Genomic DNA, 13860 nt, shown 5'->3' on the forward strand with positions numbered 1-13860 from the left:
CAAGAAAAGCAAGGAAACGCCGATGCTGCCGGGCCTGAAGGCCGGATTCACGCTGGATGCCCGGCTGGAGGCGGACAGCGAGCAGTTGATGTGGCTTGGGCTATGCGAATTGCGGGTGATGAATGACCGCCGCTGGCCATGGCTGCTTTTGGTACCACAGCGGCCGGGCGCGGAGGAAGTTCACGAGATGACGCCGCTCGACCAGGCCATGCTGACCTTCGAGACCAATATGGTGGCGCAGGCGCTGAAGAAAGTGAGCGGTTGCACCAAGATCAACACCGGCGCGCTCGGCAACATCGTGCGCCAATTGCATATCCATATCATCGCACGGTCCGAAGGCGATCCCGGCTGGCCCGGCCCGGTGTGGGGGCACGGCCTGCGCGAGCCCTATCAGCGTTCCGACCTGCGCCGGTTTGCCGAAACGGTAAGGGCGGCGCTATAAGCCTTCCCCGTATTCATCCTGAAAACATGTTCATCCCCAGGCATGTCCATCCCAAAGCACCAGAGTCCGCATGAGCTTTAGCCTGTTTGACGCGCCTTTGCGCGAACCGAGCCAGTTCGTCGGCTTTGCCGGCAACACGATCGACCGCCAATCCGAGAACCGCGCCGACGATTCGGTAGACAAGGTGCTGACCGATCCGACGACCCGTCTGCTGTTGATGAATGGCGGCCGGCTCCACCTGAAGCTCGGCGGTGGCGGCAGTCTCGACCCCTGGTTCAGCGTCGCCGAGAGTGAGCCCTTCAGGCCATCCTTCGCCCAGGGCGTCCTACTCGGCTTTTCCGAGCAGGGACCGGTGCTGGCGATGCCCGTCGGAATCGACGCCGAACAGCTGCCCGAGACCGTCAAGGCGATCGACTACCGGTCGGTCTACATGCAAGGGCTGATCGACGAAGCGGCCGCCGGCGCGATGGCGCAAGGCGCCGCCCTGCTCGCCTGGCATGCCAGCCATCGTTTCTGCAGCAAATGCGGCACCGAATCCCAAATGCGGGCCGGCGGCTACAAGCGGCATTGCCCGAATTGCGGCACCGAGCATTTCCCGCGCACCGACCCGGTGGCGATCATGCTGACGGCGACGCGGGAGAAATGCCTGCTCGGGCGTGGCCGGCATTTCGCGCCGGGCATGTATTCGGCCCTTGCCGGCTTCATCGAACCGGGCGAGACGATCGAGGCGGCGGTGCGGCGCGAAACGCTGGAAGAAGCCGGCATCAGGCTCGGCCGCGTCGTCTACCATGCCAGCCAGCCCTGGCCGTTCCCCTATTCGCTGATGATCGGCTGCTTCGGCGAGCCGCTCAACGAAGACATCCAGGCCGATCTCAACGAGTTGGAAGACTGCCGCTGGTTTGGCCGTGACGAGGTCCGCCTTATGCTGGCCCGGGAGCATGCCGACAATCTGATCACGCCACCGAAAGGCGCCATCGCGCATCACCTGATCCGCGCCTGGGTCGACAGCGAATAGGAGCAGAAAAATGATCCGTCACACCGTTGTGTTCACGTTGAAGCATCCACAGCAGTCCCTGGAGACGAAGCGGTTCCTCCACGATGCTCGGAAAATCCTTTCCGCGATCAAGGGCGTCACCCATTTCGAGCAACTGCGGCAGGTGAGCCCCAAGAACGACTATCAATTCGGCTTCTCGATGGAGTTCGCCGACCAAGCGGCCTACACCAGATACAACGACCATCCCGACCACGTCGCCTTCGTGCGCGACCGCTGGGTGCCGGAAGTCGAGACATTTATGGAGATCGACTACGTGCCGCTCGGCTTTGGCTGAAATTCAGGTGGGGCCGGCCTGCAAATGGCTGCCCTGAATTCAGGCCGCTGCTAATCCGCCACCTTCCACTGCTCGCGCGACTCGCTGGCGGGATAGACGCCCAAAATCCGCACTTCCTTTGAGAAGAAACGCAGCTCGTCCAGCGCAAGCTTGACCAGCGGATCGTCGGGATGGCCCTCTATGTCGGCGTAGAACAGCGTCGCCGTGAAAGCGCCCAGCTGGTAGCTCTCCAGCTTGGTCATGTTGATGCCATTGGTGGCGAAGCCGCCCATTGCCTTGTAGAGCGCGGCCGGCACGTTGCGGACGCGGAAGATGAAGGTGGTCATCATCTTGGCGTCGGCCGACGGCCGCTCGGCCCATTGCTTGTGCTTGGTCAGGACGACAAACCGGGTGACGTTGGAATCGGTGTCCTCGACATTTTCCTCAATGATATCGAGCCCGTAGAGCGTCGCGGCCAGCGCCGGCGACAACGCGGCCATGGTGCGGTCCTTGACCTCGGAGACCATCTTGGCCGCACCCGCCGTGTCGCCGGCGACGATCGCCTTCCAGCCATTCTTGCGGATGTATTTGCGGCACTGGCCAAGCGCGTGGATGTGGCTGTGAACCGTCTTGATTTCCTCCCGCTTGACACCGGGCAGCACCATCAGCTGGAAATGGATGGGCAGGAAATACTCACCGACGATGTGCAGCTTCGATTCCGGCAGCAAATGATGGATGTCGGCGACGCGCCCGGCGATGGTGTTCTCGATCGGGATCATGGCGAGATCGGCCTTGCCGGTCTCGACCGCATTGAACGCGTCCTCGAAGGTCGGGCACGGCAACGGCTCCATCGAAGGATAGACATTGCGCGAGGCGGTGTCGGAATTGGCGCCCGGCTCACCCTGGAAGGATATTCTGTTGGTCTTTTCAGGCATGGGCCAGGTCTCGGTTCAAGGGTTTTTCAGTTTGCAAGAATGTTTCTGGCGCGCTCAAGGTCTTCCGGCGTGTCGACGCCAAGCGGCAGTGACTGGACGATCTCGGCGTCGATGCGCATGCCGGCTTCGAGCGCCCGCAGCTGCTCGAGCCGCTCGCGGCGTTCCAGCGGCGACGGCTTCAGCGCGACGAAGCGCTCCAGGGCGGCACGGCGATAGGCGTAGAGGCCGACGTGGTGATAGAGTGGCCCCTCACCCCAAGGTGCCGTGGCACGGGTGAAATAGAGCGCCCTCTGCCTGGTGGCCGACAGCGGCGAACCGACGATCTTGACGACGTTCGGATTGGTCTTTTCCTCGTCGCGGACGATCTCGACGCCGAGCGTGGCGATATCCACGGCCTCGTCCTCGAAAGGCCTGAGGGAGGCCGCGATGATGCCGGGATCGATGGTCGGCAGGTCGCCCTGCACGTTGACGATCGTTTCGACCTTGCGCTGGGGATCAAGCGCGACCAGCGCCTCGTGGATGCGGTCAGAACCCGATTCGTGATCGATCCGCGTCATCACCGCCTCGAAACCATGCGCGCGCACCGCTTCGGCGACGCTTTGCGTATCGGTCGCCACCACAACCCGGCCAAGGCCGGCCTCGGCCGCACGGCGCGCGACATGGACGATCATCGGCGCGCCGGTAATGTCGGCCAGCGGCTTGCCCGGCAGGCGGGTGGAGGCCATGCGGGCCGGGATCAGGATCAAGGTGGACATCGTTATGGCAAGGCATTCGAAAAGAGGACAAGGAAAAGTGGCAAAAGGTCTCACTGGAAGCGCCCTTATAGGTGTTGCAACGCCGCAGCAAAAGACCTAGTTTCCGCCCGATTTGACCGGCTCTGCAGGGCAGGTTTCGATACCGACGGACGGAGTGGACGGATCAGTCCGCCGGAAAAGGGAGCAAGGGGCGAATGGATTCCAACGAAGTCAACAAACTGCTCGCCGGATTGCTTGGAACCGTTTTCATCGTCTTCTCGGTTGGCCTGGTGTCGGACGCGCTGTTTGCCTCGCCGGCCCCGGAAAAGCCCGGCTTCATCATAGAGGCCACGGAGCCAGCCGAGGGCGGCCCGGCCGCACCTGCCGCCGTAGCCAAGCCGATCGCCGACCGTCTGGCCACCGCCAATGTCGAACAGGGTGCTGCCGTCTTCAAGAAGTGTCAGGCCTGCCATTCCGGCGAAAAGGGCGGCCCCAACAAGGTCGGCCCGGACCTGTGGGACCTCGTCGACCGCCCCGTCGCCGAGCATGAAGGCTTCGCCTATTCGGCCGGAATGAAGGAGTTTTCCAAGGGCGGCACCGAGAAGTGGACCTACGACAACATCGACCACTTCATCACCTCGCCGAAGAAATTCGTGAAGGGCACGGCCATGGGCTTCGCCGGCCTGCCCAAGGACGAGGACCGCGCCAACGTCATCGCCTATCTGCGCACGCTGTCCGACAATCCCAAGCCGCTGCCGGCACCGGGTGCCGCCGCGGACGCCTCCGCGCCCGCAAAGCCGGCCGACGCGGCTGCCCCGGCCAAGCCGGCTGACGCCGCAGCACCGGCCAAGCCTGCGGCTCCCGCAGCACCAGCTCCTGCGGCTCCGGCCAAATAATCAGATATCATCTCGATGATCTTGAAAAAGCCGGGTTCAGCCCGGCTTTTTTGTTGCGAAAATGTGAGGTGCGGCGACAAAGCCGGCGCATTGCGGTTTTCACGAGCGCCAAATCATCTAGGATCGCCCCTCTGGATGATCTGGCACGCGAAGAGGATAGTGCATGACGGTTGGCCGAACGCTTCTCAAGCCGCTGCTGGCGGCGGTCCTGCTGGCGGCGGGACTGCAGGCGACCCGGGCCGACGAGTGGCGGACGACCTCATCGCTGATCGGCGAGTCCAAATATGGCGACAGTTTTCAACACTACGACTACGTCAACCCGAACGCGCCCAAGGGCGGTACGCTGAATTCGGTCCTGCTCGGCACCTATGACAGCTTCAATCCCTATATCGTCCAGGGATCGCCGGCGGCGGGCCTCGTCGGCTTCGGTGGCGGCCTGCTCTACGACACGCTGATGGAGCAGGCGACCGATGAGGGCAGCACCAGCCACCCGCTGATTGCCGATGCCTACAAGTACCCGGCCGATTATTCCTCGGCGACCTACCGACTCGATCCGCGTGCAAAATGGCATGACGGCCAGCCGATCACCGTCGACGACGTGATCTGGTCGTTCCAGGTGCTGAAGGCGAACAGCCCGCAATACAACCGCTATTTCGAGAACGTCACCGATGCGGTGGCCATCTCCGACCGCGAGGTCGAGTTCCATTTCAACCAGAAGGGTAACCGCGAGCTGCCTAAGATCATCGGCGACCTCGCCGTTCTGCCCAAGCACTGGTGGGAAGGCACCGACGCCAATGGCAAAAAGCGCGACATCACCAAGGGAACGCTGGAACCGCCGCTCGGCTCCGCCGCCTACAAGATCGCCGGCTTCAAGCCGGGCTCGGAAATCGTCTGGCAACGCGTGCCTGACTATTGGGCGGCCAAGCTGCCGGTGAAGATCGGCCGCGAGAATTTCGACACCCGCCGATACACCTACATCCTTGACGACAATGCCGCCTGGCTGGCCTTCACCAAGGGCGGGCTGGAAGACATAAACCGCGAGTACAGCTCCCGCAAATGGGCGACGGCCTATAATTTCCCGGCCATCCAAGCCGGCGACGTCATCAAGAAGGACTTCAAGACCCAGTCGCCACAGCCTATGCAGGGCTTTGTGCTCAACCAGCGAAAGCCGTTGTTCCAGGACCGGTTGGTCCGCGAGGCACTGACCATACCGTTTGATTTCGAGAGCATGAATCGCACTTTGTTCTTTGGCTTTAACACCCGCACATCGAGCTATTTCCAGGGCACCGAACTGGCCTCCAGCGGGTTGCCGCAGGGCAAGGAATTGGAGATCCTGCAAAAGTATCGCGACAAGCTGCCGCCTGACCTCTTCACACAGGAGTTCAAGCTACCCGTCTACGATTCGCCGCAAGCGGAGCGAAAGTACCTGAAGCAGGCTGTCGATCTCTTCGCCAAGGCCGGATGGGTCATCAAGGGCGGCAAGATGGTCAATGCCAAGACCGGCGAACCGTTCAAGTTCGAGATCCTCGGCTGGAACGACACCGACCAGGTGATCGCCAGTCCCTACATCGCCAATCTGCGCAAGATCGGTGTTGACGCCTCGTTGCGCATCATTGACCAGACGCAGTACATCAACCGCGTCAACCATTTCGACTTCGATGTCGTCACGGGTCTGTTCGGCCAGTCCGACTCGCCCGGCAACGAACAGCGCGATTTCTGGAGCTCGAAGGCCGCTGACGCGCCGGGTTCGCGCAATCTGATGGGCATCAAGGATCCGACCGTCGATGCGCTGGTCGACCGCATCATCTTCGCCACCGACCGCGATGATCTCGTCGCCGCCACCCATGCACTCGACCGTGTGCTGCTGTGGAATTTTTACGTCGTGCCGCAGTATTATCGGTCGGCGGTCTGGCTGGCCTATTGGGACAAGTTCAAGTTCCCCGACAAGCAGCCCGCTTATGTCGGTGCCGACATTGATTCCTGGTGGATCGACATCGACAAGGAGAAGGCGCTGGCGGCCAAATACAAGGGCGGCAATTGATGAGGCGGCAATCGATCACGATGCTGCGCCGCCGCGATTTCCTGGCCCTGGGTGGGGCTGCCGCGACTGCCGCCTTGCTGCCGGGACAAGCGTTCGCCGACATTGCGACCGGCGTCAAGCTGCACGGCCTGTCGGCCTTTGGCGACCTCAAATACAAGGCGGATTTCGCGCATTTCGACTATGTGAACGTCGAAGCGCCAACCGGGGGCATATTCAATTTCTCGCCACCCAACTGGGGTTACAATCAGGACACACAAACCTTCAACACGCTGAACTCCTTCGCCGACAAGGGCGATGCGCCGCCGCGCATGGAGATGTGTTTCGATGGCCTCATGGTGCGCGCGCTCGACGAACCGGACGCCGTCTATGGCCAGATCGCCGACGGCGTGACGCTGTCGGATGACCGCAACAGCTTCACCTTTTCGCTTCGCCCCGAGGCGCGTTTCCATGACGGCTCTTCGCTGACGGCGCAGGACGCCGCCTTCACCTTCAAGCTTTACAAGGAAAAAGGCCATCCCGATTTGTCGCTGGCGCTGACACACATGGCCGACGCCGTTGCCGTCGATGACCGCACGCTGCGACTTACCTTCTCGGGTAAGCAATCGGCCCGCACAGTACTCAACGTCGTGGAATTCCCGATCCTGTCGAAGGCCTTCTACACGGCCAACCCATTCGACTCCTCGCAATTGAACCCGCCGCTCGGCTCCGGTGCCTACAAGGTCGGGCGCTTCTCGGCCGGCGCATGGATCGAGTACGACCGGGTGGCGGACTATTGGGGCCGCGACCTCCCGGTCAATCGCGGCCAGAACAATTTCGACATTATCCGCATCGAGTTCTACCAGAACCGCACTGCCGGCTTCGAAGCCTTCAAAAAGGGCGAGATCACCTACCGCGAAGAGTTCACCTCGCGCGTCTGGGCAACCGCCTACGACTTTCCTGCATTGACCGCCGGCAAGGTGGTCAAGCACGAATTCCCGGCCGAGAAACGCCCCACGATGCAGGGAACGGCGGTCAACCAGCGACGCGAACAGTTTCGTGACGCGCGGGTGCGTCAGGCAATTGCGCTGTGCTTCGATTTCGAATGGACGCGGCGCAACTTCTTTTACGGCTCCTACGAGCGCTCGCAATCGTGTTTCGAGAAATCGGATTTTCGTGCCGAAGGACCGCCATCGCCGCAAGAGTTGGCTCTGCTGGAGCCGCTGCGCGGCCAGATCCCGGCGGAGGTCTTCGGCGAGGCTGTCGCCCAACCTGCATCAGACGGCACCGGCCGCGACCGCAAGCTGCTTGGCCAGGCCGTGAAGCTGCTCAACGCGGCAGGCTGGAAACGGTCAGGTGACTTCGTCGTCAACGACAAGGGGGGCAGGCTCGCGGCCGAATTCATGGTCGATGACGACACCTTCGTTCAGGTCTATTCGCCTTGGGTCGCCAATATGAAAGCGATCGGCATCGACGCCACTATCCGGCTCGTGGATTCGGCCCAGTATCAGCTTCGCCAGAGTACGTTCGATTTTGACCTTATCTCGGCCGCTTTCTCATTTTCGGCGACCCCGACACGCGACGATCTTGAAGTCTTCTTCCACTCCAGAACCGCTGGCATTTCCGGCTCGCGCAACCTGCCGGGCGTCGCAAGCCCAGCAATCGATACGCTGATCGACGCGGTGGGGGCCGCAAAAGATCGCGAAAATCTGACGGTCGCAATGCGAGCGCTCGACCGGGTCTTGCGTGCGCGGTGCGATTGGATTCCTAGTTGGTCCCTGGCGAATCACCGAAGCGCCTATTGGGATATGTTCGGCTTTCCCGAGCAAAAACCCGATTTCGGCTTTCCGGTCGAGGCGCTGTGGTGGGTCGATAACGGCAAGGCGGCAAAAATTGGCAAAGGCTGAGATAGCAGTCCAACGAGGGCATGAAGCCTGATGGGCGCCTATATCCTGCGCCGTATCCTGCTGATGATCCCGACCCTGTTCGGCATCATGGCGATCTCTTTCGCCGTCATCCAGTTCGCGCCGGGCGGTCCGGTCGAGCAGATCATCGCCAAGCTGACCAATCAGGGTGGCAGCGACCGGCTCGGCGGTGGCGGCGGCGATGCGGGCGGCTCCAATTTCGATGCCGCCGGCGACGTCGGCTCGAAGTATCGCGGCGCCCAGGGACTCGATCCGGAATTCATCAAGAAACTGGAGAAGCAGTTCGGCTTCGACAAGCCGCCGCTCGAGCGCTTCGGCATGATGCTGTGGAACTATGCGCGCTTCGATTTCGGCAATAGCTATTTCCGCGATATCTCGGTGCTCGACCTGATCCTGGAAAAGATGCCGGTTTCGATTTCTATCGGGCTTTGGATCACGCTTCTTTCCTATCTGATCTCCATCCCGCTCGGCATTCGCAAGGCGGTCAAGGACGGCACACCCTTCGACATCTGGACGAGCGGCGTCGTCATTGTCGGCTATGCCATTCCGGGCTTCCTGTTCGGCATCATGCTGATGGTGCTGTTTGCTGGCGGCTCGTTCTGGGACTGGTTTCCGTTGCGCGGCATCGTCTCGGACAATTGGGACCAGTTGTCCTGGCCAGCCAAGATCGTCGACTATTTCTGGCACATGGCCTTGCCACTGACGGCGCTGGTGCTGTCGGCCTTCGCCACGACGACACTTTTGACCAAGAACTCGTTCCTGGAAGAGATCCGCAAGCAGTATGTGGTGACCGCGCGCGCCAAGGGCCTGTCGGAACGACAGGTGCTCTATGGCCATGTCTTCCGCAACGCCATGCTCATCGTCATTGCCGGCTTTCCCGGTGCCTTCATCTCGGCCTTCTTCACCGGCTCGCTTTTGATCGAGAACATCTTTTCGCTCGATGGGCTCGGCCTGCTCGGCTTCCGCTCGGTGGTCGAGCGTGACTATCCCGTCGTGTTCGCCAATCTCTACATCTTCTCGCTGCTTGGGCTGTTCGTCGGATTGCTGTCCGACCTCATCTACACCTGGGTCGATCCGCGCATCGATTTCGAGCGGAGAGACGTCTGATGTCGGAGGCAAGCGTTACCGCCGGAGTGGTGCCGGAGCGAATCGCACGGCCATTTCTGTCGCCGCTCAACAAGCGCCGCCTGCAGAATTTCAGGGCCAACCGGCGCGGTTTCTGGTCGTTGTGGATTTTCCTTGTCCTGTTCGTGCTGTCGCTGTTTGCCGAATTCATCGCCAACGACAAGCCGATCATCGCCTCCTACAAGGGCGAGATCCTGTTTCCGGTGCTGGTTGCCTACCCCGAGGAAAAATTTGGCGGCTTCTATGCCGTCACCGACTATCGCGACCCGGTGATCCTGGACGAGATCAACACCCATGGCTGGATGATCTGGCCGCCGGTGCGCTACTCCTACCAGACCGTCAACAACGCCATCCCGGAAGCCGCACCGGCCAAGCCGTCCTGGGAGTATGACGCCACGAAGCGCTGCAACCAGTATCCGCAAGGCGCTGCGGATCCGGCCTGCATCGTCGGCAACTGGAACTGGCTCGGCACCGACGACCAGGCGCGTGATGTGCTGGCACGGGTCATCTACGGCTTTCGCATTTCGGTGCTGTTCGGCCTGATCCTGACCGCCGGCTCGGCCCTGATCGGCGTCGGCGCCGGCGCCCTGCAGGGCTATTTCGGCGGCTGGACCGATCTCCTGTTCCAGCGCTTCATCGAAATCTGGTCGGCGATCCCGGTGCTCTATCTGCTGCTCATCGTCGCCGCCATCCTGCCGCCGGGCTTCTTCATCCTGCTCGGCCTGATGCTGTTGTTCTCCTGGGTGGCGCTGGTCGGCGTCGTGCGGGCCGAGTTCCTGCGCGCCCGCAACTTCGAATATGTCAACGCGGCGCGCGCGCTCGGCGTGCCCAACCGCACCATCATGTTCCGGCATTTGCTGCCCAACGCCATGGTGGCGACATTGACCTTCCTGCCGTTCTTGCTCTCCGGCTCGATCTCGACACTGACCTCGCTCGACTATCTCGGCTTTGGCCTGCCGCCGGGTTCTGCTTCGCTCGGCGAACTGCTCAAGCAGGCGCAGCGCAACCTCAATGCGCCGTGGCTCGGCATTTCCGGCTTCGTCGTCATCTCGCTGATGCTGTCGCTGCTGGTGTTTGTCGGTGAGGCGACGCGCGATGCCTTCGATCCGCGCAAGACGTTCAGATGAGCGAAGCGCCCCTGCTCAGCGTACAGGATCTCAGCGTCGCCTTCAGCCAGGGCGGCGGCCAGTCTGTTGCCGTCGACCACATCTCCTTCGATATCGCCAAGGGTGAGACGGTGGCGCTGGTCGGGGAATCCGGTTCCGGCAAATCTGTGTCGGCGCTGTCGGTGCTCAAGCTGCTGCCCTATCCCAGCGCCAGCCATCCCTCAGGCAAGATGCTGTTCCAGGGCGCCGACCTCTTGGCCATGAACGAGAAGCAGTTGCGGCAGGTGCGCGGCAACAAGATCACCATGATCTTCCAGGAGCCGATGACCTCGCTCAACCCGCTGCACACGATCGAGCACCAGATCGTCGAGATCCTGAAACTCCATCAGGGCATGGCCGACCGGCCGGCCAAGGCACGCACGCTTGCCCTGCTGAACGAGGTCGGTATCCGCGAGCCCGAAAAACGTCTCGATGCCTATCCGCACCAGCTCTCCGGCGGTCAGCGCCAGCGCGTGATGATCGCCATGGCGCTGGCCAACGAACCGGAACTGCTGATCGCCGACGAGCCGACGACAGCGCTCGATGTGACCGTGCAAGCGCAGATCCTCGAACTGCTGGCCGGCCTCAAAAGCCGCAAGGGCATGTCGATGCTGTTCATCACCCACGATCTCGGCATCGTGCGCAAGATCGCCGACCGGGTCTGCGTGATGACCAAGGGCAAGATCGTCGAGACCGGCCCGACCAAGGACATCTTCGCCAACCCGCAGCACGCCTATACCAAGCATCTGCTGGCGGCCGAACCGAAGGGGAAGCCGCCGGCCGCCAACGCCGATGCCAAGCCGGTCATGACCGGCAAGGACATCAAGGTCTGGTTCCCGATCAAGAAGGGGTTTTTCCGAACCCCCGTCGACAATGTGAAGGCGGTCGACGGCATCGATGTCACCGTACGCGCCGGCCAGACGTTGGGCGTGGTCGGCGAATCCGGTTCCGGCAAGACGACACTCGGCCTGGCCCTGGCGCGCATGATCTCGTCGACCGGAACCATCCAGTTCAATGGGCGTGACATCAACCAGCTCACCTTCAACGCCATGCGGCCGCTCAGGCGCGAATTGCAGATCGTCTTCCAGGATCCGTTCGGATCGCTCAGCCCGCGCATGTCGATTGCCGAGATCATCGAGGAAGGGCTCAAGATTCACGAGCCGAAGCTGTCGCCGGACGAGCGCGATGACAAGGTGGCCGCCGTGCTGAAGGAGGTCGGTCTTGATCCAGCGACCCGCAACCGTTATCCGCACGAGTTTTCCGGCGGCCAGCGCCAGCGTGTCGCGATCGCGCGCGCCATGGTGCTCAACCCGCGCTTCGTAATGCTGGACGAGCCGACATCGGCGCTCGACATGAGCGTGCAGGCGCAGGTCGTCGACCTCCTGCGCAATCTGCAAGCCAAGCACGACCTCGCCTATCTCTTCATCAGCCATGACCTCAAGGTCATCCGGGCGCTTGCCAACGACGTTATCGTCATGCGCAATGGCAGGATTGTCGAAGCCGGGCCTTCCCAGCAGATTTTTGAAAATCCGCAAACCGACTATACTCGGGCGCTGATCTCGGCCGCGTTCAAGATCGAGACGGCACCGGTCGGCATCGTCAGCGAGTAATCCATTTAAAGAGGGACCAGAACACCGCGATGGAAAAAGGCCGCATCCTGCTTGCCGTCACAGGCTTTCATCCGCAGCGCTGGCGCGACCTTTTGTCGGCCGAGCGCGAGGTGGTGCTGGAGCCGGACGGCGCGAAGGATCCGTCGATCACTTATGCGGTGGTGTGGAAGCAGAAGCCGAACCTGTTGTCGTCGCTGCCCAATCTGCGCGCCATCTTCTCGATCGGCGCCGGCGTCGACCATGTCTTCGCCGATCCTGGCCTGCCTGACGTGCCGATCGTCCGGGTCGTCGCCGACAACCTCACCCAGTACATGACCGAATATGTCGTCTGGCGGGTGCTCGATCACCATCGCCAGGGCCTGCTCTACCGACAACAGCAGCCGAAGAAGACCTGGCACGAGCCGCCGCAGAGGCCGGCCGGCGACATCTCAGTCGGCATTATGGGGCTTGGCAATCTCGGCCGCGCCGCGGCCTCGGTGCTTCTGTCGCTCGGCTTCGCGGTCAATGGCTGGTCGCGCAACGAACGGCCGATGCAAGGGGTTGCAACCTATGCCGGCGAGGCCGGACTGATCCCCTTCCTTAAGGCGACCGATATCTTGGTCGTGCTGTTGCCGCTGACGCCGGACACGCAAGGCATCATCAACTACGGCGTGCTGAAGGAATTGCGGAAACGCAACGGCCTCGGCGGCTCGGTGCTGATCAATGCCGGACGCGGCCGGCTGCAGAAAGATGCCGACATCGTGCGGGCGCTGGATGACGGCACGTTGAAGGAGGCGAGCCTCGACGTGTTCGAGGTCGAACCGTTGCCCAAGACCAGCCCGCTGTGGAGCCATCCGAAAGTGTTCGTGACGCCGCACGCCGCGGCGACCTCCGATCCCACGCATCTGGCGCCGATCATGCTGCGCCAGATGGACGCCTTCGAGCGTGGCGAAAAGCTCGATAATCTGGTGGATCGCAAGGCGGGGTACTAGCTGGTCCAGCTAGATCATACGGGAGAGCACTTCGTCTCGTTTGACGATGTGATGCCAAACGACCGCGGCCAGGTGCAAAGAAAGCGCGGCGAAAAAGACATAGGCGCCGTAGTGATGAACCGTCGCCAGCAAGCGCCCTGTATGTCGATTTTCCGGTAAGAGATTCGGCCAGTTGAACAGTCCGAACCATGGCAAGCTGCGCCCTTCGGACGCCGAAGTGATATAGCCGGACACCGGCATCGCCGCCATCAACAGATAAAGCGTGCCGTGTACCATGTGGGACGCCAGCCGTTCATGCCGTGGAGGTGCGATCGTCCGACGCGGCTCCCCCAGCATCGCGCGCAGCGGTATGCGAAGCACGATGAGCACCAGAGCCGTCATCCCGAGCGATTTGTGAATGTCCAGCAAGAACTGCCGTTCGGCCGATCCGGGTACGAGATAGGAGCAGTACAGTCCGATCGCCAAAGCCGCGATTATGACTATTGCCATGAGCCAATGTACGAGCCGTTGTACCCAGTGGTATCGGATCGGCAGGTTCGCGATGGCCTCGATAGACCCTGGGCTCATCCGCTTGTTTCCCTTCTCGATGGCGTCTTTCGCCGTCGCCTGTGGCTCTCGGCAGCCAAGCATTCCGGTGATTCAGGAGAGGGAATTAGCGTTAAGCAGTCCGCCGCACGAGTTAATATTCTGTAAGAAACGCCAGGGCCTGGTGGCCCACATAGCGCCTCGTGCCTTTCGCGTCGTTTCGAGTTG

Annotated in this window: 13 protein-coding genes; 10 read left to right on the forward strand and 3 right to left on the reverse strand. The window is 61.8% G+C overall.

Annotation, left to right across the window (positions count from 1 at the left end):
- The first annotated feature begins 22 nt into the window (after nt 1–22).
- The 3 genes from EB235_RS00315 (at nt 23) to EB235_RS00325 (ending at nt 1770) form a co-directional block, all read left to right on the forward strand.
- The gene (locus EB235_RS00315) at nt 23–442 is read left to right on the forward strand and encodes an HIT domain-containing protein (protein WP_027032945.1); all 420 of its coding nucleotides are present in this window, start codon (nt 23–25) and stop codon (nt 440–442) included.
- A 70-nt stretch (nt 443–512) separates the two neighbouring features.
- On the forward strand, nt 513–1457 hold the full coding sequence (nudC, locus tag EB235_RS00320; protein ID WP_027032944.1) for an NAD(+) diphosphatase: 945 nt from the start codon (nt 513–515) through the stop codon (nt 1455–1457).
- A gap of 10 nt (nt 1458–1467) precedes the next feature.
- Nucleotides 1468–1770 carry a Dabb family protein gene (locus EB235_RS00325; RefSeq protein ID WP_027032943.1) on the forward strand — a complete coding sequence of 101 codons (303 nt, stop codon included), beginning with the start codon at nt 1468–1470 and terminating at the stop codon, nt 1768–1770.
- 50 nt (nt 1771–1820) lie between these two features.
- Here EB235_RS00325 and EB235_RS00330 read toward each other — a convergent pair whose 3' ends face one another.
- Nucleotides 1821–2684 (reverse strand): prephenate dehydratase, encoded by an 864-nt coding sequence (locus EB235_RS00330; RefSeq protein WP_027032942.1) that lies wholly within the window; start codon nt 2682–2684, stop codon nt 1821–1823.
- 26 nt (nt 2685–2710) lie between these two features.
- On the reverse strand, nt 2711–3439 hold the full coding sequence (locus EB235_RS00335) for a 3-deoxy-manno-octulosonate cytidylyltransferase (protein WP_027032941.1): 729 nt from the start codon (nt 3437–3439) through the stop codon (nt 2711–2713).
- 194 nt (nt 3440–3633) lie between these two features.
- Between EB235_RS00335 and EB235_RS00340 the strand changes: the two genes are divergently transcribed.
- The 7 genes from EB235_RS00340 to EB235_RS00370 all read left to right on the forward strand — a co-directional run bounded on the left by EB235_RS00340 (nt 3634) and on the right by EB235_RS00370 (nt 13107).
- Nucleotides 3634–4314, forward strand: a complete 681-nt coding sequence (locus EB235_RS00340; protein ID WP_027032940.1) for a c-type cytochrome — start codon at nt 3634–3636, stop codon at nt 4312–4314.
- 163 nt (nt 4315–4477) lie between these two features.
- A complete protein-coding gene (locus tag EB235_RS00345; RefSeq protein WP_027032939.1) occupies nt 4478–6355 on the forward strand; it encodes an extracellular solute-binding protein in 1878 nt (625 codons plus the stop codon).
- Nucleotides 6356–6369: 14 nt separating this feature from the next.
- Nucleotides 6370–8238, forward strand: coding sequence for an extracellular solute-binding protein (locus EB235_RS00350; protein ID WP_027032938.1), 1869 nt, complete (start codon nt 6370–6372; stop codon nt 8236–8238).
- Between the two features lie 30 nt (nt 8239–8268).
- Nucleotides 8269–9363: a microcin C ABC transporter permease YejB gene (locus EB235_RS00355; protein ID WP_027032937.1), complete on the forward strand. Its 1095-nt coding sequence runs from the start codon at nt 8269–8271 to the stop codon at nt 9361–9363.
- On the forward strand, nt 9363–10508 hold the full coding sequence (locus EB235_RS00360; protein WP_027032936.1) for an ABC transporter permease: 1146 nt from the start codon (nt 9363–9365) through the stop codon (nt 10506–10508). The genes EB235_RS00355 and EB235_RS00360 overlap by 1 nt, the downstream gene beginning before the upstream one ends.
- Nucleotides 10505–12136 (forward strand): ABC transporter ATP-binding protein, encoded by a 1632-nt coding sequence (locus EB235_RS00365; protein ID WP_027032935.1) that lies wholly within the window; start codon nt 10505–10507, stop codon nt 12134–12136. The genes EB235_RS00360 and EB235_RS00365 overlap by 4 nt, the downstream gene beginning before the upstream one ends.
- 29 nt (nt 12137–12165) lie before the next feature.
- Nucleotides 12166–13107 carry a 2-hydroxyacid dehydrogenase gene (locus EB235_RS00370; protein ID WP_027032934.1) on the forward strand — a complete coding sequence of 314 codons (942 nt, stop codon included), beginning with the start codon at nt 12166–12168 and terminating at the stop codon, nt 13105–13107.
- Between the two features lie 9 nt (nt 13108–13116).
- On the opposite strand, the gene EB235_RS00375 is transcribed toward EB235_RS00370, so the two are convergent.
- Nucleotides 13117–13674, reverse strand: coding sequence for a cytochrome b (locus tag EB235_RS00375; RefSeq protein WP_051429881.1), 558 nt, complete (start codon nt 13672–13674; stop codon nt 13117–13119).
- Nucleotides 13675–13860: the final 186 nt, after the last annotated feature.

The organism is Mesorhizobium loti R88b (genome assembly GCF_013170845.1).
Taxonomy (GTDB): domain Bacteria; phylum Pseudomonadota; class Alphaproteobacteria; order Rhizobiales; family Rhizobiaceae; genus Mesorhizobium; species Mesorhizobium loti_B.

Coding starts and splice junctions, on each gene's coding strand:
- EB235_RS00315 (WP_027032945.1), top strand. CDS start 23: ATGCTGCCGGGCCTGAAGGCCGGATTCACGCTGGATGCCCGGCTGGAG.
- nudC (WP_027032944.1), top strand. CDS start 513: ATGAGCTTTAGCCTGTTTGACGCGCCTTTGCGCGAACCGAGCCAGTTC.
- EB235_RS00325 (WP_027032943.1), top strand. CDS start 1,468: ATGATCCGTCACACCGTTGTGTTCACGTTGAAGCATCCACAGCAGTCC.
- EB235_RS00330 (WP_027032942.1), bottom strand. CDS start 2,684: ATGCCTGAAAAGACCAACAGAATATCCTTCCAGGGTGAGCCGGGCGCC.
- EB235_RS00335 (WP_027032941.1), bottom strand. CDS start 3,439: ATGTCCACCTTGATCCTGATCCCGGCCCGCATGGCCTCCACCCGCCTG.
- EB235_RS00340 (WP_027032940.1), top strand. CDS start 3,634: ATGGATTCCAACGAAGTCAACAAACTGCTCGCCGGATTGCTTGGAACC.
- EB235_RS00345 (WP_027032939.1), top strand. CDS start 4,478: ATGACGGTTGGCCGAACGCTTCTCAAGCCGCTGCTGGCGGCGGTCCTG.
- EB235_RS00355 (WP_027032937.1), top strand. CDS start 8,269: ATGGGCGCCTATATCCTGCGCCGTATCCTGCTGATGATCCCGACCCTG.
- EB235_RS00360 (WP_027032936.1), top strand. CDS start 9,363: ATGTCGGAGGCAAGCGTTACCGCCGGAGTGGTGCCGGAGCGAATCGCA.
- EB235_RS00365 (WP_027032935.1), top strand. CDS start 10,505: ATGAGCGAAGCGCCCCTGCTCAGCGTACAGGATCTCAGCGTCGCCTTC.
- EB235_RS00370 (WP_027032934.1), top strand. CDS start 12,166: ATGGAAAAAGGCCGCATCCTGCTTGCCGTCACAGGCTTTCATCCGCAG.
- EB235_RS00375 (WP_051429881.1), bottom strand. CDS start 13,674: ATGAGCCCAGGGTCTATCGAGGCCATCGCGAACCTGCCGATCCGATAC.